The organism is Paenibacillus sp. EB106-05-06-XG162 (genome assembly GCF_058791655.1).
On sequence record NZ_JBYTDT010000020.1, the window covers coordinates 1 to 26,983 of the forward strand.

22 protein-coding genes and 1 pseudogene are annotated in these 26,983 nt (G+C 41.6%); 4 read left to right on the forward strand and 19 right to left on the reverse strand.

Annotated features, from left to right (window positions below):
* Nucleotides 1–49 precede the first annotated feature (49 nt).
* From AC3WU2_RS26875 to AC3WU2_RS26905, 7 genes are all read right to left on the reverse strand, one after another.
* On the reverse strand, nucleotides 50–673 hold the full coding sequence (locus AC3WU2_RS26875) for a hypothetical protein (protein ID WP_492458019.1): 624 nt from the start codon (nucleotides 671–673) through the stop codon (nucleotides 50–52).
* 804 nt (nucleotides 674–1,477) lie between these two features.
* Nucleotides 1,478–1,963, reverse strand: coding sequence for a GNAT family N-acetyltransferase (locus AC3WU2_RS26880; RefSeq protein ID WP_492458020.1), 486 nt, complete (start codon nucleotides 1,961–1,963; stop codon nucleotides 1,478–1,480).
* Nucleotides 1,964–2,117: 154 nt separating this feature from the next.
* On the reverse strand, nucleotides 2,118–2,384 hold the full coding sequence (locus AC3WU2_RS26885; RefSeq protein WP_492458021.1) for a DUF3951 domain-containing protein: 267 nt from the start codon (nucleotides 2,382–2,384) through the stop codon (nucleotides 2,118–2,120).
* Between the two features lie 203 nt (nucleotides 2,385–2,587).
* Nucleotides 2,588–2,998 carry a VOC family protein gene (locus AC3WU2_RS26890; RefSeq protein WP_492458022.1) on the reverse strand — a complete coding sequence of 137 codons (411 nt, stop codon included), beginning with the start codon at nucleotides 2,996–2,998 and terminating at the stop codon, nucleotides 2,588–2,590.
* Nucleotides 2,999–3,156: 158 nt separating this feature from the next.
* Complete coding sequence (locus tag AC3WU2_RS26895; RefSeq protein ID WP_492458023.1) at nucleotides 3,157–4,566, reverse strand: UDP-N-acetylmuramoyl-tripeptide--D-alanyl-D-alanine ligase; 1,410 nt, start codon at nucleotides 4,564–4,566, stop codon at nucleotides 3,157–3,159.
* A gap of 279 nt (nucleotides 4,567–4,845) precedes the next feature.
* A complete protein-coding gene (locus AC3WU2_RS26900; protein WP_492458024.1) occupies nucleotides 4,846–6,000 on the reverse strand; it encodes a hypothetical protein in 1,155 nt (384 codons plus the stop codon).
* Nucleotides 5,997–8,975, reverse strand: coding sequence for a family 78 glycoside hydrolase catalytic domain (locus AC3WU2_RS26905; RefSeq protein WP_492458025.1), 2,979 nt, complete (start codon nucleotides 8,973–8,975; stop codon nucleotides 5,997–5,999). The genes AC3WU2_RS26900 and AC3WU2_RS26905 overlap by 4 nt, the downstream gene beginning before the upstream one ends.
* Before the next feature lie 131 nt (nucleotides 8,976–9,106).
* Between AC3WU2_RS26905 and AC3WU2_RS26910 the strand changes: the two genes are divergently transcribed.
* From AC3WU2_RS26910 to AC3WU2_RS26920, 3 genes and pseudogenes are all read left to right on the forward strand, one after another.
* The gene (locus tag AC3WU2_RS26910; protein ID WP_492458026.1) at nucleotides 9,107–10,063 is read left to right on the forward strand and encodes an AraC family transcriptional regulator; all 957 of its coding nucleotides are present in this window, start codon (nucleotides 9,107–9,109) and stop codon (nucleotides 10,061–10,063) included.
* 181 nt (nucleotides 10,064–10,244) lie between these two features.
* Nucleotides 10,245–10,896: pseudogene (locus AC3WU2_RS26915) on the forward strand (FGGY family carbohydrate kinase); the annotation flags it as partial.
* A gap of 225 nt (nucleotides 10,897–11,121) precedes the next feature.
* Entirely contained in the window at nucleotides 11,122–12,393 is a 1,272-nt protein-coding gene (locus AC3WU2_RS26920; RefSeq protein WP_492458027.1) for an IS110 family RNA-guided transposase, read from the forward strand.
* A gap of 419 nt (nucleotides 12,394–12,812) precedes the next feature.
* Here AC3WU2_RS26920 and AC3WU2_RS26925 read toward each other — a convergent pair whose 3' ends face one another.
* The 10 genes from AC3WU2_RS26925 to AC3WU2_RS26970 all read right to left on the reverse strand — a co-directional run bounded on the left by AC3WU2_RS26925 (nucleotide 12,813) and on the right by AC3WU2_RS26970 (nucleotide 21,301).
* Nucleotides 12,813–14,288, reverse strand: a complete 1,476-nt coding sequence (locus tag AC3WU2_RS26925; protein ID WP_492458029.1) for an amidase family protein — start codon at nucleotides 14,286–14,288, stop codon at nucleotides 12,813–12,815.
* Between the two features lie 329 nt (nucleotides 14,289–14,617).
* Entirely contained in the window at nucleotides 14,618–14,905 is a 288-nt protein-coding gene (locus tag AC3WU2_RS26930) for a MazG nucleotide pyrophosphohydrolase domain-containing protein (RefSeq protein ID WP_492458030.1), read from the reverse strand.
* Between the two features lie 131 nt (nucleotides 14,906–15,036).
* Nucleotides 15,037–15,645 (reverse strand): class I SAM-dependent methyltransferase, encoded by a 609-nt coding sequence (locus AC3WU2_RS26935; RefSeq protein ID WP_492458032.1) that lies wholly within the window; start codon nucleotides 15,643–15,645, stop codon nucleotides 15,037–15,039.
* 105 nt (nucleotides 15,646–15,750) lie between these two features.
* On the reverse strand, nucleotides 15,751–16,578 hold the full coding sequence (locus AC3WU2_RS26940; protein WP_492458033.1) for a copper amine oxidase N-terminal domain-containing protein: 828 nt from the start codon (nucleotides 16,576–16,578) through the stop codon (nucleotides 15,751–15,753).
* A gap of 150 nt (nucleotides 16,579–16,728) precedes the next feature.
* The gene (locus AC3WU2_RS26945) at nucleotides 16,729–17,196 is read right to left on the reverse strand and encodes a GNAT family N-acetyltransferase (RefSeq protein WP_492458034.1); all 468 of its coding nucleotides are present in this window, start codon (nucleotides 17,194–17,196) and stop codon (nucleotides 16,729–16,731) included.
* Nucleotides 17,197–17,322: 126 nt separating this feature from the next.
* A complete protein-coding gene (locus tag AC3WU2_RS26950) occupies nucleotides 17,323–18,225 on the reverse strand; it encodes an aminoglycoside phosphotransferase family protein (protein WP_492458035.1) in 903 nt (300 codons plus the stop codon).
* Nucleotides 18,226–18,316: 91 nt separating this feature from the next.
* Nucleotides 18,317–18,802, reverse strand: coding sequence for a GyrI-like domain-containing protein (locus tag AC3WU2_RS26955; protein ID WP_492458037.1), 486 nt, complete (start codon nucleotides 18,800–18,802; stop codon nucleotides 18,317–18,319).
* 361 nt (nucleotides 18,803–19,163) lie between these two features.
* Nucleotides 19,164–19,499 carry a YfjL-like protein gene (locus AC3WU2_RS26960; protein ID WP_492458039.1) on the reverse strand — a complete coding sequence of 112 codons (336 nt, stop codon included), beginning with the start codon at nucleotides 19,497–19,499 and terminating at the stop codon, nucleotides 19,164–19,166.
* Nucleotides 19,500–20,259: 760 nt separating this feature from the next.
* Nucleotides 20,260–20,514, reverse strand: coding sequence for a hypothetical protein (locus tag AC3WU2_RS26965; RefSeq protein ID WP_492458040.1), 255 nt, complete (start codon nucleotides 20,512–20,514; stop codon nucleotides 20,260–20,262).
* Nucleotides 20,515–20,833: 319 nt separating this feature from the next.
* Entirely contained in the window at nucleotides 20,834–21,301 is a 468-nt protein-coding gene (locus tag AC3WU2_RS26970; RefSeq protein WP_018759751.1) for a GNAT family N-acetyltransferase, read from the reverse strand.
* Nucleotides 21,302–21,683: 382 nt separating this feature from the next.
* On the opposite strand from AC3WU2_RS26970, the gene AC3WU2_RS26975 reads away from it, so the two are divergent.
* Nucleotides 21,684–22,901, forward strand: coding sequence for an IS110 family RNA-guided transposase (locus AC3WU2_RS26975; protein WP_492458042.1), 1,218 nt, complete (start codon nucleotides 21,684–21,686; stop codon nucleotides 22,899–22,901).
* Between the two features lie 183 nt (nucleotides 22,902–23,084).
* Here the strand turns inward: AC3WU2_RS26975 and AC3WU2_RS26980 are convergent, their stop codons facing one another.
* Together AC3WU2_RS26980 and AC3WU2_RS26985 are read right to left on the reverse strand one after the other, a co-directional pair.
* Nucleotides 23,085–23,603 carry a hypothetical protein gene (locus AC3WU2_RS26980; protein ID WP_492458043.1) on the reverse strand — a complete coding sequence of 173 codons (519 nt, stop codon included), beginning with the start codon at nucleotides 23,601–23,603 and terminating at the stop codon, nucleotides 23,085–23,087.
* A 408-nt stretch (nucleotides 23,604–24,011) separates the two neighbouring features.
* A complete protein-coding gene (locus AC3WU2_RS26985; protein WP_492458044.1) occupies nucleotides 24,012–25,670 on the reverse strand; it encodes a helix-turn-helix domain-containing protein in 1,659 nt (552 codons plus the stop codon).
* Nucleotides 25,671–26,983 lie beyond the last annotated feature (1,313 nt).

Here is a 26,983-nt window from a genome sequence, read left to right on the forward strand (position 1 = left end):
GTTAGCCATCCATGCCTCGCAGAACGCTCGGCACCACAGAGAATGAAAGTTAATCCGTTCTTTCATAGTAGTTCAATTTATTATTTGTTTCATAAATTCCTTTTTTCCTACGTTCCATTGATCTAGAGTAACCAAAACATTCTCTAAATAACTTCCTGCCTATATAATGTTGGAAATTTTTGTATTTATATTTGTAATATTCGTTCCAATAGCTAGTCATTCTATTATAGCTTTTGCAAAACGATTCATTATTTTCAAGACAAAATTTCTTAATACGTTCTGTATCCTCTTCTTTTAAGAAATCATAATTCATTTCTAATATTTCTACGACATATTCATCACATATTTTTACGATATAAGGAATTGTCCAATCTTCATAATCCATCTGAAGCAACGAATATATATGCTTTTGGCGAACAAACCCGTCACAACTTCTTGAATAAATGCAATGCAAAATCATTTTTTGTCGTACACTTAAATTTTGTATAACTTCATCTGAAATATCAATGTAGTAGATACGATAAGGAAACCTAATCACTTTGTTATCTTGAAAATATTGAATAATATCCTGGGACACACCAATAGTGACGTTACTATAAGTTTTATGGGGAATCAGTCTAACCGCTTTATTTACATCGTCTCTCAAAAGGTTTGGAAATCCATCTTGAAACATACATTCACATCCTTGCTTCACATAATGCTACAAATGTGTAGTTCAGCAAATATACCAGTTAGCGTAATGAGGCCGCCGATCCATTTTCGGCAGCCTTTGTTTAAGCTATCGTGTCCCGTTAGTTCAATGCCAAGATGTTTTGTTTAGCTTTAAATAAATGGTTCATAATCCTGTTGGAACGATAATCTTGTTTCCTCATATGTCGGAATCTCCAGCAACTCTACATTGTTTATATCCATGTGTAAAAATTCTTCCATAAGTATTCTTACATTTTTCCTAATCCCATCTACGTCCCAAGTTGTTGATAGCTTTGACCACATATTAATGTAAATTGGTTTGTGACCATTTTCATTCAATGGGGCAAAGTGATTAACTTGATTTAAAACATCTTCACTATCTCTTGGATATATATAGCTGTAATGAATATCGCTTTTACTATTTAAGAACTCCTCAATTTCATCACAGTATTTCTTATCCTCTGTCTTATCAAGTTCCTTTTCTAACAGATTTTTTAGGCACTTTTCAGTTGTAAGCTCGAAATACCCTAAAAAGTCATTTTTCTCTTTATCAGCATAAAGTGTAATTTCATCGTTACAACTTTTATCACATAATCCGTAAACTCCATACCAAAAAAGCCAGTGTCGAACATGAACATATATAATATTTATAACTTTCCCAACCCTTCTTTTGTTGTGGTATCCTGCCCGTTACTTCAATGAAAACAGCAGCTAATCGTTTGACAAGCTGCCTCTATATCATGATTCAACTATCGTGTCCCGTTAGCTTAGCCTTAGCCTTAGCCTTTCAGATTGATTCAAACTCATGTGCTGGTTGTTTTCCCAGATTCGTTCTTATATATTTTCCTTTGGTATATTCGGAAATTACCTGTTCCCAAAACAATTGAGAGATAATATTGCTTTCGATTTGCGCTACAATCCATTTTCCTTTGAATTTATCAAAAACTTGTTGGGCAGCTAGTCGACCAATCCCTTGTTTTTGATGCTTTTTTAATATAAAGAACTCTGATATCAGCCATTTAATTTCCCCTTCTTCAAGCCGCTCAAATTCTCTAACTAAGACAAAACCTGCTAACTTTCCTGAAGCATAAATAAAAAAAGGATGACGTTCATGTTCCGTCCAGTAATGGTCCAAATAGCGATAATCGAAAAGACCGAATTCATTGATTTCAATAGTATCTAAGTAAGGACTTAATTCGTACATATAAAGCTCGGCTAGATTTCGTAACGTTTCTTTTTTTTCATATGTTACTGGTATAAGCTGAATAGTCATCCGATTTTCACCTATCCTCTTTAGAGATATGCAAATTGTATCATTGAACCCTATAAAGAAGTGTGTAAAAAACAGTTTTATTGAACTATCCTGCCAGTTACTTCAATAAAGAAGGGAGCAGTTGCCACGGCGATCTGCTCCCTGTCTAATTCAACTATCGTTCCCCGTTAGTTAAGTCTTCTGAATGTTTCTTTCTATTCTTATATTTATCATCGCCCTTGTCAGCTTCTTCTTCCTTCTCTTCTTTTTCTATATGAAATTCAATGTTGGTTTGTGCTGTTATGTAATCAAAAGGAGTGTAATTGTTATCAGGTAGTTTCTTCTTTATAAAGACCTTTATAATGATAATACCAAATAATAAAACAAAGCCTCCAGGAAAAACAATAGTTAAGGCTATGGAAAAGGCTGTGTATATGTCCATTTATACCCCCGTGACTCCATTTGATTTGCAAACAACGTCTAAACAATTTCATGTTTCAGTCTCGCTACCAGTTAACTGAGAGGATTTACAGCAATGCAAACAAGCTATGGAGCGGTTCCACCGCTGTGCTATCGTGTCCCGTTAGCTCAATACAAAATTACTCTAGTGAAGACTTACGGTATTAGATGTTCTCTATATTTTAATCATTTTGATTTACTTCTAAAACATATGATATTGCCGTCAGGGTCTCGAAAATGTACGGACCTTGCTCCCCATGGATAGGTTGTAGGCACAGTTACAAATTCAACATCAAATGCTTTTAGTTGCTCATACTCCACATCAATATCATCAACATTAAAACTCAGTGTAATATTACCCGATCCCCAATATCTTGAAAAATCAAATTTCATATCTGATTCTGCAGTTTGTTTCGAATATATCGTCAATCCAGCCCCTTCCATTTGAAATATTGCATGGATATGATCCCCTTCGGCTTTTGCATGTAAAATAACTTCATAAAACTTAGTTAAAGTTGTTACATCCTCTGTAATTAGACATACATCAGAAAAAAACATATCCCTTATCTCCTTTGAAAAAGTTTTAGGATCTGACAAAAGGTTACCACCTAATAGTTTAGAGTTCTCGAAGCGAATGAATTATTCCTTTAGCAAGCTTCAACAATCCTGCCCGATAGCGAAACGCGGCTGCCGATCTATGCCGGCAGCCGCGTTTTAGTTATTTATTAAGCTATAGTGTCCCGTTAGCTTAATCGTTACTGCATTAATATCGGAAGAATTGAATCGATTTGTATTCCTCTTGATGCTTTTAACAAAATCACATCATTTTTCTTAATCATACTTTTTAATGCTTTAGCCAACTCCATTTTATCCATATATGTCTGTACAGAGCCAATTGGAAATTTCTTTTCGGCTTCTAATGCAATAAAGCTACTTAGAGCACCGAATGTATATAAATAATTTATTTTAAGCGGATCAAGGTTTCTGCCAATTAATCGATGAAACTCTTTCTCTTGGTCACCGAGTTCAAGCATATCACCTAAAACTAAATACTTTTCTCTATAACCAGTTAGTTCTTGAAAAGTCTTTATTGCTGCTTTTACGGAATCAGGACTAGCATTCCATGCATCATTAATTATTGTATATCCCAAAGGAGAATAAATCTTTTCCATTCTCATATCTGGCATTTTTAAAGTACGAAATCCTTCGTTAATTTCTGTCGAATTTAAGCCCAGCTTTGATGCAATTGCAATTGTAGCAAGTGCATTATTAATATTATGTGCACCGAGAAGTGGTACGTAAAATTTATTATTGCCAATAGAGAAATAGGAACCGTTGGAGTTTACTACTGCATTTTCAGACTTAATTTCATTAAACTCCCCTTGACCGAAACTAATGGTTTGTATTGAGGTATTTCTTTGAATATTGTCGAGTCCTGTGGTTAATAACGACTCGTCACCGTTATAAACAAGACATCCCCCATTCTGTAAACCGTTTACAATTTCTAATTTTGCTGCTGCTATTTCTTCTCTGGAGCCGAGGCTTGATAAGTGGGAAACTCCAATCATTGTAATTACAGCTATGTTTGGCTGGACAATTCGAGATAATTGATCAATTTGACCTCTTTCACTCATCCCCATCTCAATTACTGCAACTTCGGCATCCCTATTTATCCCCAGAACCGTTAATGGAACACCTACTTGACTGTTTAAATTACCTTCGGTTTTATAAACTCGAAATTTTGTTTGCAAAACTGAATTGAGCATCTCTTTTGTAGTTGTCTTTCCATTGCTACCTGTAACACCAATTACTTTAACTAATAGTTCTTTTCGGTATTTAGATGCTAATTCTTGTAAAGATTTTAAGCAATCATCTACAAAGATTAGCGGCAAATGAACAGGCGGGTTTGGATGATCCTTCTGCCAAAAAGATGCCAAAGCTCCTTTAGATATTGCTTCTTTTACATAATCATGACCATCTAACTCTCTTATAATTGGGACAAATAAATTACCTGGCTTCACTGTTCTGGAGTCGATAGACACTCCTTGAATCAAAAGTTCCTCAAACTCTCGTGATAACCCATCGCCTTCAGCCATCTGTTCAATTGCTTTTAGTTTATGAGAAATCATCACAGCACCACCAATTGACATTAATTTAATTATCATTGAGCCTTTTTCTTAATAATGACATGGATGAGGAGAGAAAAAAAGAACCATCTTAAAGGATTTTTCAGCATTGGGTGGTTCTTACACTCAAGGATCGATTCACGTCAGTTGGATAAAAACAACCACCGTTTATCAATTTCAGCTGCTGTCGTGTAATATTTAGCTATCGTGTCCCGTTAGTTTAACCGCTTTTTGCATACTATTTGGAACAACCCTTGATTTTATTTGAACAAGATTGAGGTATCACGAGAATCAAAAAAGTACAAACGGATGTTGATGCTAACTAAATATTAGGACTCCAAATATAATAGTCAGTACCACAATACCTGTCAATGAGGCTACTTTTGCATAACGAATTGCCCCCTCAGATAGTTCAGGTTCTTCTTTATACATCCATCGTTTCCCCCATAATAAACTTTCCTCAGGGCAAAAATAAGTCCATATTAATATTCCATACATAGGAATCGCGGCGCTCTCATCCGCTGGTACTTGAGACAGACTGACGCGATCGACTTTGAAGGTTGGAAAATTAGCCACGTTGTCTACAGGAAAGAAGCATACACGAACATCATGAGCAGGATCCATTACGATTGGATCGGTATTCCACTGAGGGTAATAAGCAACTTTAGAAGAGGATGTCGATGGGATTCTTGTCGGATTGACCAGATAGGTTTCCGCCGTAAGATCATAAACCAGATAGCCGAACATATCTCCCGTCGAAGTTTCCCAATTCGATCTCTCCGGCTTTACTTGCATGGAGATTGTATAAGACTTGCCTGGTTCGAGTCGGGATCCGTCGATCTTAGCCTGAATATTCCAGCCACCTCCCGATCCATTCGTCATGCGGATCGCGCTATTATCGACCGCCATAGGGTCGACAACTGCAGCCGCATCGTTAAATTTAAAGAAGAGATTGTCCTCAATCGTATAAGTTTCATGTTCTTTAAATATGAAAGCGTCAACATAAATATCCGATATTTGCGTTAGATTGGCGGTTCCCGATACATAAAAGCTTAACCAGTTTACAGAGGCGTTCGGCTTGAACATGCCGATCTTCACATCCGTCCATACGTTATCCTCCGTTTCCGACGCAGTGATCGTTTGCTCCGAAATCGTAAAATTCTGATCTGTGATATCGTAAACACCTATTTTGAAAGCATCGCCTGACGGATTGGATGCTGCATGCTTCACCTTAACCTTCACGTAGACATCATATAACGTGCCAGGCTTCAGATGAGAGAAATCCCAATTCATATACTGAATATTCCATCCCGTATTATCGTTAGCCATTCGGGCGGAATATTGGTCTGGTGCCGTGGAGTCAGCCATTCGCGCTGCTCCATTGAAGAAAGTGAACGCACTGTCCTGTATAGATTCATCTTGCGCATGAACGTTATTCGTGCCAAACCAGAGTGCTCCCATCAGAACCATCAAGGATACCAATCCTTTTCCGATACCCTTCGTTTCGACTCGACCTCTCTATTGGATGAATTCTTACTTCGGTATTCCACCCTCAGTTCGTAGCCCTTCGGTGCTTCAGTTATGATCTCAACCTCCGGCGGCGCTTCAATTCTTAGTTTTAACAGACCTGCCTCTTCGACCCTCCAGGAGACATCAATACGTCCGCCATGAGGCAGTGGCACAGAGCCGGAAGCCCATCGCAGCCCGCAGGGCTCAGGAGCAACCCTCACCTTGGACCACCCCGGGGTAACACCCTGAACACCAAGGACATAAGCACCGAGGAAATAAGCCGGTCCCGCCGACCAAGCATGACAATGGCTGCGCGTCATTACCTTTGGATTCGTGTAGAACCCGCTCCAAGGATACATCTCCCAACACGTGGTGGCATCATTCTCGATCATGAATCCGTAATTGCACTGCATATCTTTCATGAGCATATCAAGACGTCCCATCTTAGCCAAAGCCTCGTAATAGAAGAAGGACATGAAGGGACTCCCGACCTGCACGAAGTCTTTCGGCGTTTCAATGATATATGGTTTGATGATCTCCAGTCTGTCTCCCTTCGCGATATCGCATAGAAAGGCTACAATCTGCGTTTGAGCACTCAGGGTAGAGGATAAGCTGCCGTCACTGTGGATACAGTCGACATAAGCAAGCCGCTCTTCATCCCATAGGTACTCATTGATAGCGCGGATCAGCTTCTCAGCCTCCTCTTCGAAACGTGACACTTGATCTCTTTCACCGACTAGTGCTCCAATCTCGGCAGCATGCCGCAGTGTTCTTGCGAGGATCATGTTCTGCGGGGTGACGACTCCCTCCCTCGGCTGCTCAAATGGAGCCCAGTCCAGCAGATTCCAGCCATGGAACACAAATACACCCTTGTCCTTGATATGGTGTAGATACGCTTCCATCGTTAGCTTCACATGAGGCCAAATCTCATTCAGGAACGCTTGACGGCCATCATAACGATAATATTCCAGACAAGCGGTTACCCAGAAGAAGGTCCAGTTCGGGATTACACTGTTCCATCCGCTTGGCACTTGGTCAGCATACAGGGACGTCTGGGAAGCGGAGCCTGGTACCAGCTTCAGACACCGCTCTACGATCTCCCTGGCCCCAAAGGTATAATAATTGATGAGTGCTTCATTGCGGGCATCGCCCACCCAATACGCCTGCTCATAAGCTGGACAATCCACGAACGTATCCTCCATACACAGGCGGGTCGTGTCCCGGCTAATTACCCATATGTCGCTCAGCATGAGGTCACTGCTGCGGAAGCCGCCGACATTAGCAACTGGATAGTTACTCTGGAGCAGCTTCACCTCGTACAGCTTTACCGGTCGAGAGGCCTCTCTGATGGTCAGCGTAAGATAGCGCAGCCCGCGCCGGATGAAGGATACATAAGTTTGCCTGCCTTCACGGCATACGTATCGGATTGTGTTGTCCAGCGAGTAGGTATGCTGGCGCCAACCCTCCTTCATATATTCAAAACCATACAGGTCGACGATGGTCCCACTCGCAGCATTCAGCTCGAATGCGATGTATCCCGACAGCTCCCGTCCAAAATCAATGACGATTTCCGTATCCATACCGTGGATAACAGGCAACAAGGCAGCGTCTGCCCCGGCTGTCACAGCATGCTGCAAGGACGACGTCATGGGTTGGGGCACCTCGCACTTCTTCCAGATGCAAGAGGTGAAGACGTCATTTAGGTTCACGAACTGCTCAGCGATCGGATGAATCCAAGCTTCGAACGGCTGCATATCGGCAGCGGATGAGGCCGTCTTGATCGCTTCATAAACGGAATGGAACTTGACCAGGTCTCTCGCCTGCTGATGATCAATGATCTCGACCGCATCGAACGGGCCGATGAGGCTAAACGGCGATGTGCCTGTTTCCCCGTCCTTTAATCCAAGCGTTTGAATCTGAAATGGCATTTCGCAGTCGAAGCCGATATGGAAACCATGCCCATGACTGCAACCGGTTACATCAATCAGGATGAAATGATCTCCGGGCTCCAGATGGACGGTCAGATACCTCTCGGGCTCTTCTCCTGTATAGCTATCCACTGGATACAGTCGCCCATCAATTCGGATGACGGGGTCAATGCGACCTGAATCAGGGATGCCGATCGTGAATACAGCAGCATGCTCTAGAATCAGCTTCGTCGCCAAGTAGCCGCAGAAGGCGACGTTATTAGCATGGTTGCCGCTATTCGGGGATACCAATGCGTATAGATCCACGACGGCGCTCCAGGCAGGCGGCTTCACGCCGAGTATGCTCTCTACACGAGAAGGGTATACAGGCTCCTCCGTCAAGTATGGGATATCTCTAGCTACCAGCCCCGCCCAGGGCTCCATTCCTGCGGGTCCGATAACAGTTGCCTCTTCCCAATCGCTATCGTCATATTCGGGCTGTATCCAGGATGCATCCCAAGTCCTTGCATCGATGACTTCGGTAAAAGCCAGCTGGCAGGAGATGCGGGAGGAGTTGGCCTGGTATCCTTGATGGATGGCGGTCTTCCAGGATGCATCGGTTACGATGCGGGAGGAGTTCGCCATAAACTTATCCGTGTCTGCACCATGCTGCTGCATTTCCAACTGCAGTAATAATCCCCCGCGGCCTCGCAAATATTGGAACGTTGAGATGCCGTAATGCATGACTAGCACGGCAATGACCGCTTCCTTCCTTGGTTCCAGCAGATGCTCAATTTCGTATTCGTCATAGGCCCATTCGGAATGCCAAGAGCGTACAGGACCTCGTCCAAGCTGCTTGCCATTAACGAACAAGACATAACGGGAATCGGCGGTAATACGCACTGTGGACCCTTCGATAGGATTCATAGGTATGAAGGAGCGGCGAAAGCAGCGCCATTCGTTCCTCGGGCTCTGTTGGCCAGAACCCCATATCCATGCTGCTTGCCAATCCGATGATATGGCTTGATTCATAATAGGATCTCCTCTCCAAATGTATTGAGCGGATTCATGATGCCATTCCAGAACAACTTTTATTATAATTGAAGAAATGAAGGATAAAAGGGGCGATTCGGACCAATCATCGGTTGTTTTCGGACATAAGTATGCCTTATGACAGAAATCAGAGGAGGAACTCCATGAAAAAAAACGTGCTTGTGACAAGCAGCAGTATGTACCTGTTCCCGGAACAGCCCGTATATGTAAACCGTGTCTCAGAGTCATTTCTCCTGGAGCAGCATCGACACGAATTTATCGAGCTCTGTTACGTGAGCGAAGGCAGAGGCTATCATTATATTGAAGGCTCTACGATTACGGTGTCTAAGGGAGACCTGTTCTACCTTCCAATCGGGGTATCTCACGTCTTCCGACCGTCAACGCCTGCCCCTGGGGAGGGACGGCTTATCGTCTACAACTGTTTGTTTAACGAATCATTCTCGGAACGGTTGATCCGTGCCTTCGAGCCTGATCAGGATGTGCAACGGCTGCTCCAATTAGAGTTCCCGGAGCAATCATGGAAAAGGTTCCATGACCACGACGGATTGTTCCAGCACAGCTTCAATATCATGCTTGAGGAATTCCAAAGGTGTCGCGCCAACTACATCCCGCTCATTCAAGCGGAGCTGGTCCGTCTGCTTACTTACATGACGCGCGCTCCATTGCTGGAAGCCTCCCCTCACGTTCAGCCTGCCAAGCGCAGAAGGGACACAGATGAGATTATATACACGATTGCAAAGCAACTGAGAGCGAATTCCTTCCAGCCAGACAGCGCAAGACGCTGTGCGGAGGAAGCCGGTCTCAGCGAGCGTCACTTCCGAAGAAGATTTAAGGAATGCTTCAGCATGACTTTCCTCGAATATGTACACAAGTGGCGAATCGAGCAGAGCTGCGAATTATTAAGGACAACGACGGACAAAGTCACGACGATTGCCCAGCAAGTCGGCTACAAGGATCTCAAATTTTACAATCGCCTGTTCAAAAAGCTGACGGGCATGACGCCCCATGATTATCGCATGGCGCATCCCGCGGCATGGAATGAAATGGGAGGCGAAAGCGATACGTAAAAATGTCAATATCGTGCAAACCTCTAGCCGATATAACCGCCCTATTGCTCATCCCTAATTCTGAACCATTCCTGATAGGGATATAACGTGCAAAGACATCTCATCCACTCCCATGTACACTTAATTTGTGCAATTCAAAATTCATTGAGGCAAAGGATGGATTGAGATGAAAGCGTTACAAATCGAGTACTTGTTCCAGGAAATCGTGAAGGGGCTGCAGCTGGCCAAGCAGCAAGGGATTGAAGCGTGCACTCTGGGGATCGATACGTGGGCCGTAGATTATGTGCTGCTGGATGATGCCGGGTCTCGCATGCACGAGGTCTATGCTTACCGCGATCACCGCACGGAGGATATACCGGATCGGCTGCATCAACGGATAAGCCGAGAAATAGTCTATGCGAAGACGGGTATTCAGGAACAGCGGTTTAAATACGCTATATCAGCTGTTTGCTCATGGTCCGAATGAATTGTCCCGTGCAAGCAGTATTCTGCTCGTACCCGATTATTTATATTACCGGTTATCGGGCCGGCGGATGAATGAGCGCACAAATGCTTCCACGACGCAACTGTTGAACGTGAAGACGGGCGATTTTGACGAAGATTTGCTGGGCCTGCTGCAACTGCGCAAGGATCAGTTCGCCAGTTTGCAGGAACCGGGTGAATTCTTGGGTTCTATTCTGCCTGATCTTGTCCACGCGCATCGCTTGCCGGACTGTCAACTGGTCGTCGTGCCCACACATGATACGGCTTCTGCCGTCGTTGGGGTCCCAATCCAGATTAACCGCCCATGGGCATATCTAAGCAGCGGAACTTGGAGTATTCGAGAAATGGATGAATATCCCTTTAATAAGATTCAACTATCCTGCCCGTTAGCGTAACACGGCTACCGATCCATGTCGGCAGCCGTGTCTTAGTTATTTGTTAAGCTATAGTGTCCCGTTAGCATTCCTGTAGATGGATTAATTTCGTCTTTGCAAAAAGAAAAGCGCCTCGGTACGATGGGAGTACGCAACGGGTCATAGCCCTTAAAATCCCATCATCCAGGAGGACGCTCTACTATGAAGTTTAAGGCACAGGAGAAACAAAATCAACTCATTGAAAAGATTACCGCCAAGCACCTCGTCGTCGGGATCGACATCGCCCAGCAAACTCATGTCGCACGTGCGGTGAACTTTCGAGGAATCACTATTGGGAATCCCCTTTCCTTTTCAAACGATGAAGAAGGATTTCACAATCTCCTTCGGTGGGTGCAATCTCTACAAGCATCACACAGTCTAACTAAAGCCATTGTCGGGATGGAACCTACCGGTCACTACTGGCTTAACCTTTCCAAGTGGCTCTCGGATCACCAAATCGAAGTCGTTCTTGTCAATCCTCATCTCGTGAAGAAGAACAAAGAAAACCGTGACAATACGCCTTCCAAGAGTGACAAAAAGGATGCACTTGTTATTGCAGATATGGTCAAAAACGGTTATTACTCTTTCATTCGCAGCACGCCTGAGGCCTTTGAAGAGCTGCGTGTTTATCTCTCAAACCGCGACTCTGTCGTGACGAGACTCGTGAGTGCTAAAAACCAAATCCATCGTTGGGTTGACATTGTTTTCCCCGAGTTGCGGCAGGTCTTTAAGAGCCTCATGTGCACCGGTTCGTTGGCCACACTTCGTCTTTTTCCTACACCTGAAGAACTTCGAAAACTACAGCCAAAAGAAATCATCGAAGGCTGGAAATCACTGATGAAGCGTCATTCTGGTGAGCGGAAAGCTCGATCTCTTATCGCCCTTGCTAGTAGCTCTGTAGGTTCTAGACAAGCCACGAATGCCTACAAGCTTCACTTGAAGCAGTTACTGGATGAATACGACCTTGCTTGCCAGCAGTTAAGCATAGTAGAAGTGGAGATTATCGCCGTGTTAGATCGCATTCCTTTTGCTAAATCCATGCTTGCTGTCAAAGGGATTAGCGCCATTTCACTCGCTGGAATTCTTGGTGAAGCCGGCGATTTAAGCGGATTTGTTCATGGCAATGCTCTACTGCGGCATGCTGGCCTTAACCTCGCAGAAGCAAGCTCTGGGAAATGGACGGGTCAGATGAAGATTAGTAAACGTGGACGATCTCGCCTCCGTCGTTTCATCTTTATGATGGCCATGAGTTTAGTTGCGAACAATCCGGAATTCAAAGCGATCCATACGTACAATGTTCAAGTGAAAAAGATGAAGAAAATGAGGTCCCTGATGAAACTATGTGGTAAATTAGCTCGCATTCTCGTAGGGATGGCTCGTAGCAACGAGGCATACAATCCTCATAAAACGATGCCAATTCAACTAGCAGCTTAAGCTTAAGATAACCGTTTCGTCGTACGAATTTTGGCTTATTCGCAGGGTTTCAAAGAAAGCACGGAGTACCGGATACATTCAACCAAAGGGCACCGACCCGTACCGTTAGCAAGACCGGCCTCCACCCCTTGGACAGGCGTAACGAAGGAATGAGAGGGCAAAGACCCGTTGAGACATGGGAGTGAGAACCTCCAGGGGCGGCGTGGAGAATGTGTGCATCATATGGAAGAATATGGGGTTTTAACCTCCCCCTTTATTTCCTCCCGCCTTCATATTGTCCTGGTCTTCAACTAGCTTTCTCTAACTATCGTTCCGTATTTCTAGCGAGGGCGAAATCCTGCGAATAAGCGAGTATTCGTGAGAAAACTAAATCGTACCGAGGGAGTTGAACGCATTGCGTCGAGCTGAAACTACATCAACTAGTTCAAATTTGGTGGACGGCGAACTAGTGTAGCTTGTTCAAAACTATAGGCGATTCGGATTAGTGTTGGCTCACTGAAAGCCCTCCCGGAAAAAACTACACCAAAGGGACCTTGCGTCGAATCACCATCTTCATCAATTATTCCTTTTGATGAATAACCGGCTGGTACTGTAATTAGAGGATACCCTAACCGTGCAGCAATGTACATTCCATCAATGTCACCAGGTAGCATTAATGCATCTAATCTGTGTTGATCGAGTGCGTAGTCAATCCCTTCCGCTATAGCCGGATGGTTATATTCTTCTCGTTTTAGTTGATAGGTTGCTTCTTTTAGAGCATTTTGTTCAGAGCGTATCAGATTGTCTTGGCCAAACTTCAATGAAGAAGCAGCATGCTTCTGATTATATGCAATCAATTCTTGTAGAGAATGCACGGGGAGATCCGGGTTCAACTTAGATAAGTACTGATCTAGGCCTGTTTTGAATTCGTAACAGATAACATCATTGTTCCATGGATGCTGTTCCAGATGTAAATCTACTGGATCGATAACTGTAGCACCTTGCTCTCGTAGAACATTGATAGCGGACTCCATAATTGAAAGTCTTTCTTCATCTAAGGATTGATAGTAATATCTAGGAATTCCAATACGAGCATTGCGTAGAGAATCCTTGTCGAGGTAAGTTGTATAGTCATGATCAGTAGGATGTGGACTATTCCAAGTTGCCTGATCTTTCTCATCATATCCAACGATTACTCCGAGTAAAGCTGCTGCGTCAGCGACTGTTTTACAAATTGGTCCCGGTGTATCCTGACTTAAAGATATCGGGATAATACCGCTACGGCTTGCGAGCCCTACCGTAGGCTTAATCCCGACGAGAAAATGTTGGCTGGCCGGTCCAATAATCGAACCTGCGGTTTCTGTTCCTATTGCAGCAGCTGCTAGGTTTGCTGCTATGGCTGCAGCAGATCCTGAACTTGACCCGCTAACGAAAAGCTTGCCAGGCCCATATGGATTCAGTACATAACCGCCTCTAGAACTGTATCCAGCTGGCATACGGCTAGACATAAAATTTGACCACTCGGTCATATTTGCTTTTCCTAAGAGAACTGCGCCGGCAGCGCGGAGCTTTGTAGCTATGAACGAATCTTCATGAGCAAACGACTCAGCCAATGCAAGTGAACCAGCGCTCGTATGCATTTGGTCATGTGTATCGATGTTATCCTTTAGTAGAATTGGAATTCCGTGCAGAGGTCCCCGACTTCCTGTTGATTTTAGCTCACGATCAAGATTCCTTGCGATTTCAACCGCATCTGGATTAATCTCTAATACAGCATTGATTAATGGATTATACCTATGAATTCTTTCGATATATGCAAGGACAAGGGATTCAGAAGTACATTCACCCATAGCCATTGCCTTTTGAATGCTCATGAAATCTGCATTCTGAATCCAATCATGCAAGTTGATGTTCATATTGTAAGATACCCTCCGGTACTGATGAATTTTGGAAGTAGTTTCCATTTCGTTAATGATGAACAGTTTGATGGGGTAAATTATAACTAATTCGAATAAGTACAATAAAGGTCATATTCGTTTATAATCAAATATTACCTAATCCTCTTGATGATATTTCCTACACCTGTTTAGCGAAATATTAAAAATCGGAAATACGTCCATGTTCTTGCCCTTTTGATTTTACACTTTACTAGTCATTCCGTTATCTTGCCCGGCAGTTGGCAGTTCAAAAACTGGCTGCCTTCAAATGTCTTTATTGTGCTATCGTTCTCCGTTAGCTTAATCCCTTAGCTGTATTTTTCTTTATTAATCGCTTCTTTTAATCGATGACAATTCTCTAAATCAATATCGTACACATTAGCTAAGCAAGTAACGTAGTAAAGTACATCATACAGTTCTTCTTCAATGGTTCCTTTTATCGTGTCCTGATGAGTTAGCCGTTTATCTTTCCTTAAAACCTCAGCTAATTCGCCTATTTCCTCGATCAATTTAAGGAAGTATGCCTGTTTAAGTTCAGGCTTATAGTCCTTTTCTTTAAGTATTTGTTGCAATTGCTTCAGAGTTAAATCAGACACCTATTTCCCCCCAGATAAAATTGTTCACCAGTACAAAACCTTTGCTCCGTCCATACGTATCGATTAATCGGAATGGTGCCCGTTAGTTTAATAAAAAAGGCAAGATTAGATTTTCTCATTCTCAATGATTATTATTTCTGTAAAATGAGTGCCTGAAAATGCGGTTGCCCATCTTGTAATGGAATTGTATTAAAACTTATTTCTTTGAAATATTTTCTTACCAACGTCCTTATGGAAATATCAGAATATGATGCGAAAAAACGTTTAGGATCGCACCAGTCGTTCTCCCACACTCCTTCTGAATCGTTCCCGCCATAAAGTCCCATATAAAATAATGCACCTGGTTTCATTATTCGTCTTATTCCTAGAAGTACATCGCTGATTTCACTTTTGGGAACATGTAACAGACAATTTAAGGCATATACTGCATCAAAGGTGTTGTCTGCAAAGTCTAAATGGTAGAAATCCATAACATATGCTTGTAGTCCCTTCTCCTTGCAATATCGTATCATCTCAGTGGATAAATCAACGCTAGTTACCTCAATACCGTTTTCTTTGAAGTAAATACTATCAATTCCAGTACCAGCACCAATTTCAAGCAACTTTTTTTTATCCGACGATAGTAACTTACTCAGAAATTCTTCTCTTTCGACCAGCTTCCACTCAACTGGTTTAGTATTTGCCCTACGATGCGAATCAATATCATATGATTTAGAAAGATTAATTTTATTTTTATCCATTTTTCACCTCGATTGATATATGCGTTCAATAAAACTAACTAAGCAGTACCATATTATGATTTTAACTATCGTGTCCCGTTAGCGTAATAAGAAAAAAGTGTTGCCTTATGGATTTGTATCACTGATCGTCGTCAGAAAACCGTTCTGTCCGGCAGTATCAATGAACTGATAAATCGATTGAACTGCTGAATAGGTAAACGAATACCATTGGTTTTCAGTCGCATCATATAGCATAACATCGGAATTGCCCTTGGACTGTGATAAAGTATAAAGATTAAATCGTTTAATGCTGTTCCCTTTTTGATCCAAGAAATCAAACTGTCCACTCATGTAATAGTCCCCCGGTGTAAGCTCTATAACGCTCGAAGTGTATCTAGCAGGGGCATTCACCTTACTCCCTTTGTTCTCAAAAATATGATAAATCGCTTCGTTATAGGAACTCACATTCATTTGTTTTACTATGCTGCCCATTGTATAGTAAACTTCGTGTTGCAATGCTTTCACTGTCACGCCGTCTAGTACAAATGGGGCAGGTTCAACAGATACTGTTGAATTTCTGAATTCGACGCTACAGTTAAACGTTTCTGCAATAAAGCGAAGTGGAACCATGATGCGATTATTCTTAATATAGGGTGTTGCATCGAGTAGCGCGGGTTTACCATTTTTCACCGCTGTATTGCTCTTCAATTTTAAGATGACCTGCATATCGTTTTTTACGAGCGTAACTTTCGAACCCGACCAGTTGACCTTGGCTCCCAAATTTTCACTAATAAAACGCAAAGGCACCATCGTACGATTGTGCTTAATTTCGGGCTTCACATCGGAGGCGATAGTAATACCCTCAACTTTTATTTGCATATTTGCCGCCGCGTAGGCAGGTGAAGAGATAGATAAAATTAATGCAGCGAAAATTCCTATGAGAACCTTTTTCATGATATTATATTCCTTTCTTAGCATATTTTGGCGAACTATACTATAGACGAGAACTATGAAGTAATGTTGCGCTAATCTACCCGTTAGCGTAACGAGGCTGTCGTTATATTTAACGGAAGCTTTCATTCCCCGTTCAACATAAATGGGCTATTATAGGACAAGTTCGGCGTGTACTTCACCAGAAGGCTGATTATTCCCCGTCTCAGCAAAACCGAGTGATGTATATAGATTTTTGGCTACCACGTTTTCAGGTTTATATGAAAGTTCAACGACCCTCGCTTCTCCATGTGGAAATGCCCTCGAAAATTCTATAGCTTTTATCATCGCTTCTTTGCCATACCCTTTGCCCTGATATCTTCCATCAATCATGATTTTAAAAACTCCGTAACTACTGTATTCAAAATTACCATTTCCATCGTCATAATACATCATAATAAAGCCGACCATGTTCTCGTTCTTATAGATAGCAAATGTAATAATTACCTGACCCTCTTTTGAGGCAATATAAGCTTCTGCGAGCGCATGTTGATTGGAGGATATAAAGCTTTTCTGTTCCTCTGAAACTTGTAGCTGAATACATTCGATAAAGTTGTCCCACGTTATCTCTTTAAATTCCATAAATCAAACTCCCTTCATCACGTTAGAATATTGCGTTACCCGGTAGTAGAAAAGGCTGCCGTTTTGTGCGGCAGCCTGCTTTCGTAGTATTATCGTATCCCGTTAGCTAATGTTTTGATCGCAATTTCAAAATGTAGAGATCCATCGCGAAATGGATTCTTCCAACCTCTCAACAGAATCCAACTCATTTGTATTTCGTCGAAGCCTTACTAAATTACTGGCATGAATTACTGAATAAAAGTCAATAAGTTCACGCTGATCTGCTGTTACACCCCAATAATGACAAAGCTCATCCAGATAAATTAATGCATCATAACTTACATCAGCAATAATAGATGCTTGAGTTAACCCGAGCATTGTTAAAGGATCACCGTAACAAACCCAATCGAGATCGATGATCCCTTGTAATTTACCATTATGCATGATGACATTTTTAATCGTTATGTCGTCTAGGAAACATTCGGGTTGTACTTGATTGAAATAGGAGAGGTAACGGTTGGCTCGTTGCATTAAACGAGTTATCCCAACTTGCCCAACCGTGACTTCAATATGGGGGATACCACATTGAAGATCCCATTCAATGATTTCCGTCCAAGACTTTGAAGTCGCCTGTCTGTTGATTGCTGCGAATCCAAAACCTTGTCCAAGAGGCAACGTTTTTACTAGTTTTTGTATCTCTACTATAGTCTGAGCCAGTTCTGAAATATGTTGTCTATTCATATGAGGTAGTTCATATCGGAGGTCTTGCCCAGGTATTTTTTCTAGAATTATATACGCAAAGGGATATTTTGATTTCGTAACATCAACGTGTAATACCTTAGGGACGGGAAGACCTAACTCAGATAAAATTGTTATGTTGTTCTTTGTACCTTCCAAAGGCATCGTAATCTCGTTTGCACGGAAAATGATTTCTTGATTAGGCAACTGAACATCATAAACTGTATTCATTTCTCCATAGGTCATTCTAGTTATATTTAATATATCTACACCCATAATATTATGAATCAGATCAACAACTTGTTGTTGCAATTAACAATCCTCCCTGCAAAGAAATGTCGCGTTGCCAGAACGTAGAAAGACCCACAAACGATAGTTTGGAGGGTCACTCCTCTTTCATCGACTATTTCTCTTCGATTGGCGTATAAATCTCTAGCTCACTTTCAGGTGAAGTCGGATTAAATCTTTCGTCCATCAACTCCACTACCCAACCTTTACTATGTTTGTAGCCATTCTCATCAATCCAACGGTTAAGAGAACCATAAGCATCACCTATTTTCCAAATCTCACCTTTGTGCGTATAGACAGCATAAGTGCACACAGGAATGGTCTGGCTTACCATTCCTTGTGGAATAGAACCAATCTCTGTGACTTGAGCGGTTGTATAGTAGGTTCCAAGGTTATCGGGTGCATAATTACCTGGTTCGTATAGAGCCAATTTTTCACCAGTTCGATTTTGGATTTCCTCCATACGACTTATTAAAGAGTCAAATGATTGCGGAATTACGGTTGGGTATTCTGAATACTTCGCTTCATGCCTTGTTCCAACTGCTGAGAATCCTCTTTTGACCACTCTACACATGTTATCTTTAACGCCTAGTTCGCTCATTTCGTTTCTCCTTTCGGTTTCTGAATCGAATAAAAAGGCATAAAATAACATTTCGATTACTATCCATATTTCCCCTGCTAAAGCACGCTTGATTCTCCAAAAAAACTTGCCGTTACTTGTGGTATGGTACACCGAGTACGATCTTAAACTATGCTGCCAGTTTCAATAAGCAAAAAGGAACTGCCTGCGGCAAGTTCCTCAAGTATTGTGTCCCGTTAGCGTAATGATGACCTGTCATCTATGGTACGGTTCACCGTAATGTATCTAAACACAAAGTACAGTTTGACCACAAAATATACATCAGTATATAAAGACAAAGCCACTCCTGACAATGGGGTGGTTTTTTTGTATAGAACCTCTTTTATTTAATGTACATTTTCTTACTATTGGAATAAATTCTGAATTGACCATCATAACCCTTGAATATTCTTAATGTATCTGATGGATTATCTTTAGGGTAAACTACTACGATAAATTTCTGGTCACTCAATGATGTAGATTCCTTAAAATCGTATTTAATGGATGTAATAATCATTTGTTCACTAAACCGACTGTTTAAGTAGCTTCGAATTTCATTATTAAATTTATATTTTAAAAAGGGATTACCATAAAGGAATGAATAAATGACAAATCCAACAATAATAACGCCTAATCCGATAGCAATTGAAACGATATTTCTAAACTTGATTATATTCATGCACCTCTCAAAAATATTTGTTTAATGAAATCCATGCTTTATTTATGTTTGTGTTTAAGCCAAGACCAATATAATAATGCCATTATTATTCCGATAAGAACGAACATTGTCCAACCGTTATTTTTTATAGGCTCTGGCAACTAGCCCAACGATTTAAGAAATGAAGAAACGCCTAAGTACAGAAGGAACGTACATATATGTAAAATTATTCTTTTCTCAGCAATCTACCATCTTTCATGAATAGAATTGCTCTTTCATCATCGTATTACTATGATTGCATTATACCATATATTGGAATTTTTATGTTCACATCGTCTCAAAATAAACTCATAGTCGGTCGATGGAAGTGCTTACGGCATATCTGAAAACGATAAACACGAAGAGGATGTCAACATCCCCCCGCTCCTAAAACCTCATCAGACCGACTAGAATCCACCCTGACAGCTTGTAGGCACACGACAGTAATTAGATCAAAGAATCGAAGTCAGTTTATTCCCACTTCCGCATCTTCACAATGTCAAAAACTATACTTTTGGTGACTCTGCATTTTTCGTAAGATAGATAAACATTTTTGAAACGACGATTCATATTTAGGACACCATATTTTGAAATACAAAATCAACCAACAAATCTGATATGATATAGGCTAATTTACGGTGAACAGTATCATAAAAATAACACTTTGTTGCGCTAAACTGCCCGTTAGCTTAATGAAAATGGAGCAGCTGCCAACCGGCAAACTGCTCCATGATGTTTTCAACTAACGTGTCCCGTTAGTTGAGTTGATCACTTCGCTCTTTCGAGCAAAAAATACAGAACCTAATATACTAAGGAATAACCCCATAAAAAAAGTCAAATTTGTAATACCCCAAATATACGGTGGAGTTAAACCCTTCACTACCTCGATTTGGATTGTTTTACTTGACACAGCAACAAAGATTAACACCTTTTCTAATCCGCTTAAACCAATTAAACCTATACCCGAAACCAATAATGCAATTCCTAACCTTTTCAAAAAATCTACCTCCCTGGGCATATCTCTATCACCATATTACCGTAAGATGATTTTGTTACATATTTCACCATACAAATGGTGTTTGTTGTTGAAGAAAACTGCCCGTTAGCCATCCATGCCTCGCAGAACGCTCGGCACCACAGAGAATGAAAGTTAATCCGTTCTTTCATAGTAGTTGAGAAAAGGTAGCCGATCTCAAGAAGTCAGCTACCTTCAAATGTCTTTTATTGAGCTATCGTGTTCCGTTAGCGTAATGAGTTGTGATTATATAAGTGCTTTTTGATATCTGATTTGACTTAGTTCTATATCTCTAATGATTTCAAAATCGAGCACGCGTGACATCGAGGTCCATCCGTGGCGCCGTCCCACCCTGTGTGTTGGCGACGCCGCTGGCGACGAAGCCAACGGACTCGTAAAACCCTATCGCGTGCGGGTTGGCGGTCACCTCTACTCGTACACCGCGCCGCACAATGTCTTCGATTAGTGCACTCGCGACGCCTTGGCGCATCCAATCTGGATCAGTGAACAGATCCTCGAGTTCGAGGAAATCGTCGACTGGACGTGCCGACGCAAAGCCTACGACCCGCCCGTCAACAACAGCGACACGTGCGAACGGCAACATCGCGTCGTCCCACACAAGCCATTCAGGGTGAGTAGCGATGAGATCACGGTCGCCCTCGATTGTCAGCGACGCACGGCGAAAGACGTCGCGCAGCATATCGACATCATCGTCGACTGCGCTTCTAATGACGAGGTTAGACGAATATATAGGTTTTTTTTCATTCACGGTTGAGACTCCTTTTTATGGAAAATCCATGATTGATGCTGTTTCACCTTATCACTGTTCAACTAACAATGCATCCATCAAGAATCCGGATGTCTTCAAGTGTTTTTATTGAGCTATCGTGTCCCGTTAGCCACACATGCAGCGCACGCGCCGCACCACAGATGATGAAAATGGTAGGATCCGTCAATACTGCTACTACGGCTGGAGAGGAAGGTCGATGAACTATGGTGCCTATGAGCCCATCCGTTAGTCTGACTCCAACGACCACGGTGCATCACAGATTGTCGCTCCCTTTCGGGAAGCACTCATGGGAGATTAATCCTACTCTGGTTGCTGCACCAGTCTCTCTTTTTGATTAACGCCGTAGAAAGGGTGTTTTTCTATGGAAGTGGTTATTGAACGGGCCTGCGGTATGGATGTTCATAAGGATAATATTACCGCTTGTATCCTAACTTCTAAGGGAAAGGAGATTCAAACGTTTTCCACGAAAACGATGTTTCTATTACAATTAATCGATTGGATTAAGCAAAATGAGTGCACGCATGTCGCCATGGAAAGCACAGGCGTATTCTGGAAACCCATTGTTAATTTATTAGAAGCTGAAGGCATTGAATTCTTAGTAGTAAATGCTCAACACATGAAAGCAGTCCCTGGTCGTAAAACGGATGTCAAGGATGCCGAATGGATTGCGAAGCTTCTTCGTCACGGATTACTCAAACCTAGTTTCGTTCCAGATCGTAATCAAAGGGAACTGCGTGAACTTGTTCGCTATCGTCGCAGTATCATTGAAGAACGGGCTAGACAACACAATCGCATTCAAAAGGTTTTAGAAGGAGCAAACATTAAACTCGGCTCTGTTGTCTCGGATATTATGGGGGTTTCAGCTCGTGATATGCTTAATGCCATCGCAGATGGTGAAGTTGATCCTGAAAAACTAGCGAACTTCGCTAGACGTACGATGAAACGAAAAAAGGATGATCTTGAACTCGCTCTCCATGGCTATGTAAATCCTCATCAACGTCTTATGATAAAGACCATATTAACCCACATTGATTTTTTAAATGAACAACTCGGGCTGCTGGATCACGAAGTAACTCAAAGAGTAACCCCTTTCGAGGACGATATTAAACGGTTAGATTCAATTCCAGGCATAGCTACACGAATGGCGGAACAAATCCTAGCAGAGATTGGGATAGATGTGAAAAAACAGTTTCCAAGTGCAGCTCATTTATGTTCTTGGGCAGGACTTGTACCCGGCCACAACGAGAGCGCTGGAAAAAGGAAATCAACCAAAGCTAAGAACGGAAACAAATATTTGAAGTCGGCCTTAGTTGAAGCTGCTCACTCTGTTGCCGCTTCAAAAAACTATCTTGGAGCTATGTACAGACGAACGGCAGCACGAAAAGGTAGAAAAAGAGCAGCAATCTCGGTTGCCCATTCGATGTTGAGAATAGCCTACTATCTCTTAACGCGTAAAGAAATGTATGTGGATTTAGGCGAAGATTATTTTGATAAACAGAAGCAACAATCTATTGTTCGATATGCAGTGCGACGGCTCGAAAGCTTAGGTTATTCAGTGGCAATCTCTGAAGTTTCTTAATTCATCTACTTCGAATACCACATAAATTAAAGCGCGTACTTATTTAAAAAATGAATGTGCTGCGTCTTCTTTACTGCTGCCCTTTTCTGCAACTGCAGATTTAATTTTCATGGGAGTTCAACGAAAAATAAAGGGGCTGCTATTTGGCGAGCTCACCCTGTTGTTACTTATAAAATCCTTACTTCACGTTACTTCAAGGGACTCGATTGTTGTAAAAATTCGTGTGTAGACATCCTCAATATTGTGTTCATTTGCTTTATCGTTGTATAATCCATAGCCCCAATATTGATATTCCTTATCAGATTGAAAGTAGCCTGTGGCATACATACCCGAGTTAAGATCAGGAACATCATCGTAAGATAACTCTTCGTATATAAACGGGATATACGATTTCTTAGACTCCATAAAGAAAAAAGGAATACCTTCATTTATATATTTTTTTGCGTATTTTTGATTTGCAGCTTCAGCTAGATGTTCCTTCATAATGAAAATGGCATCAAAGTCAGGCGAAAGATTCTGATCCTCTAACTGGCTAAAAGTTATTTTTTTGAAGTTCACATTTTCTTCTCTTATGTTCGGAGCATCTCCTATAACGCCAATAACTAAGCTTTTGCCTTCGTAGAGAGGCGTATCGATTGTATCGGAGTTACAACCCGCTAATACAAAACAAATAACAAGAAGGATCATTGAGATTTTATTCATTTTGCGACTCCTTTTAACACTATATTACCACAATGTGGAATCTAAGTATGTTCCACGCTAATCTGCCCGTTAGCTCAACGAGGCTACCGTTGTACGCCGCTGCCTGTTCGTCATGATGGTATCGTGTCTCGTTAGCGTAATAAGAAAAAAATGTTGCCCATTTCCAATCACCTATTAAAGAACGTACGCGGGTAGCATGTAGTGCTTAAACAGGGGACTTATCTTAACCTAAGCACTAAGAAAATACTTTATTTTTTGCGAACACGAGAAGAGATTTCATCATTACACTGATTGGTAGAGGCGGACACCATATCGTCAAAATAAAAAGACTTAATTTCTGAATAAGTAAATTAAGTCTTTTATCCTTAAGGGTTTCTGTTTGTCTATGGCTTATGGCATGCAATCATACTAACGAGAAAATTCATTACTCGACAGAGTCTTCTGTAGACGGTACTCGCTAGGGGAAGTTCCAATATGCTTTTTGAAAACAATAGAAAAATATTGGGAAGTATCAAAGCCTGTAGCGTCGGCAATATTTTGCACCGAATTATCTGTATTACGCAATAGCTCCTTTGCTTTGCGAATTCTGACCGATGTAATGTATTCAGATAATCTTACACCAGTAGTTTGTTTAAATAAGCGTGACACATACGATTCATTATAATTCACAATGTTGGAAAGACATGATAATGTCAGATCTTCATTAATATGTTCATCTATATAGCCTTTTATTTTGTTAATGATCTCTTCGTTCCTTTTCCTATGTGAAGCAGGCATGAGCTTAAAAAGTTGCAATGCGGTTTCCTGTAAATAATTAAAAGCAGCTTCCCAAGATAAAAATTCCGGAAAATGCAATTGATAAATCGTGGTTTTCAAAGATAATTTTTCTTGTAAATTGTTCTGCTCGATATAATTTATTAAAACGAGAGCAATTGAAGCATATATGCGTATGGCAGATAAATTGCGCATGCTTTTGATGTCGACGCAAACCTTCCCAAGAGAACGCAACATTTCTAAAAAATGAATCTCGTCTCCTGCACAAAGGTAACCCTGCAGTTGCCTAGCCATATTTCCCGGAGATTCTGTCATTATTGTATGTGCTTGTCGATTTGTTTCTGATCTATGATTCTGATAAAAAGTTACAAAGGAATCTGAGGATTGCGAGATGTTTTCTCCATAATCCCTCATTAGCCTATAAATTTCAGCGATGCGATTAGTTTCCAGCGGCTCTTGATATAAGATCAATTGAAATTTCCGCTTAGCTGCTGAACAGCATTGGTTGATAAAGTCTTCAGAAACCCCTCTCAAAAAAGCTACATCTGTTGAAATTGGTTTTTCTTGCGATATGGAACTGCTGCTTTGGAAAAAACATAAAGCACTGCCGTCCTCGTTTTCTAATACAGAAACTGTAAAGCGGCCACATAGTAATTGATCCATCAACTTCAGATATTGCACGAATTGTAATGCACCTTTCTCGGTTCCTTCGGACTCGCTGCAAGGGCAGATATATATGAGGTAGGAGGGAGAATCGTTGCATATTGGAATACTTGAGTCTAAAAATCGCATCTCTTTTTCTATTTTGGAAGGCTCCCATCCCAAGGCAATTCCTTTAAGGATACTTTGCTGCAAAAGGTGTTGTAAAAGAAATGCTCTTTCCTCTGCCTCATTGAGTTGCATAAAATTTGCCCGATCCGTTAGCACATCGTTGATACTGGTTTTTATTCTTTCCAATATTGCGGCATCCGTTTCTGTTTTCAGGAGATAGGTGCTATTTTTTATGTTTCCCGCTTGATAGATATACGAAAAACTGTCATATGCGGTCAAAAAAACAATACGACATTTCGGCCATCCGATAGATATCTTCTCTGCAATCTCAAGACCAGACATGCCTGGCATATTAATGTCCAATAGTATTATGTCAATTTTTAACGTTGTCAGGCACTGTAGGGCTTCGACACCTGAATAAGCTTTGGACAAACATAATTCTAAATCGTGCTGTTCTTCGAACAGCTCACAAAAATAATTAACAATATGGTGCTCATCATCTACAATCATCATGTTGATCATATCTGTCACCTCTATAAACTCAAATTTCTGCCTGCAATCCGTTCAACAAAATTACGTTAAACTTGTCGTTTATGCCAAAATTTCAACTTATGATGACTACTTAACTTAAGTCCCGATATTTCATAAGAATATCATTCGACAGTGTCCAACATTCACCCTTTATAATTTCGAAATATCTGATTGATAGAGTTATTTTCACAATTCATTTGCATGAAGCATAGGCAGGCAGGATAAGTGGTTGGATTTTCAAAAATTTCAGGTCAGATGATCAGATTGCATGATTAAGGCGAATTTGGGATAGACTTATCCCCTTTCTGGGGCAGCCTTTACTGGATCCATATCTATCAACTTTACTATTTTGAATTTGTAATATGACTAAGATGCGATGAGGAAGGTGCATTCGTTGGATACCAAATTCTATGAGTGGGTAAAGAGAAAATTTATTGAAATGAAGAGTATATTGCGCCAGACCATTGATCCATTCCACTCGACCCAGGGCTTCAAATATTGCGTGTTTTGTCGGCTTTATTTAATCAAACGTTGTATTATACGTAATTAAGTAGAGACGGAAAATAGACCGACGGTTTCGAGTCTCGTGGGCTTGCCTTGCTGGCCCCGCCCCGGTTCCTAATGTTTGTATAATAACCAATTATTGGGCGTTTATCAAGATTTCATTCAGCGTTCATGGGATTCGGGCAGTATTGGACTTTGCTTTGGTAAGCAAGCTCGTCCGTCCCTTGATGCCTTCTATATGATTTCTGTTCGTCAGACCGAGGGTTTGCCTCCGGCTTCCTTCAGATTCCGCCTCACGGCGGACACCCTTTACCTTTAGCTAACAGTTCCTACTGCCCAAGTCTGTAGCGGACTTTCACTGCCAAGTTATCGCCCATGCCGGGCGCACTTAGTACAACGCGGCTGCCGATCCATACCGGCAGTCACGTTTTAGTTATTTACTACGCTATTGTGTCCCGTTAGCTTAAGTATTCTTACCCTCTTCATCCCTGTTATTCGAATCATTATCCTCTGCTTCGCTATCATTGTCTTCTTAAAATAATCCAGGTTCCCCAAACGGATCTCTTTTATTACATCTTTAGTATCAAGTCCCCGACCTTTGATAACGATGATCCTAGATGTCATGGATGATAAAGTGTGCTCATCAAGTCCGGATGGCTCTTATGTAGGTTATACCTCCGATATTAAAAATACAGCCTTAGCGCTAAACATCAAGGCTGTGGTAATCGAGTTAACTGTGAAATTGGAATGCTTGTCTAACTTAACTCCATTCACCCAAACCTCAGTTGCGATCAGAAACT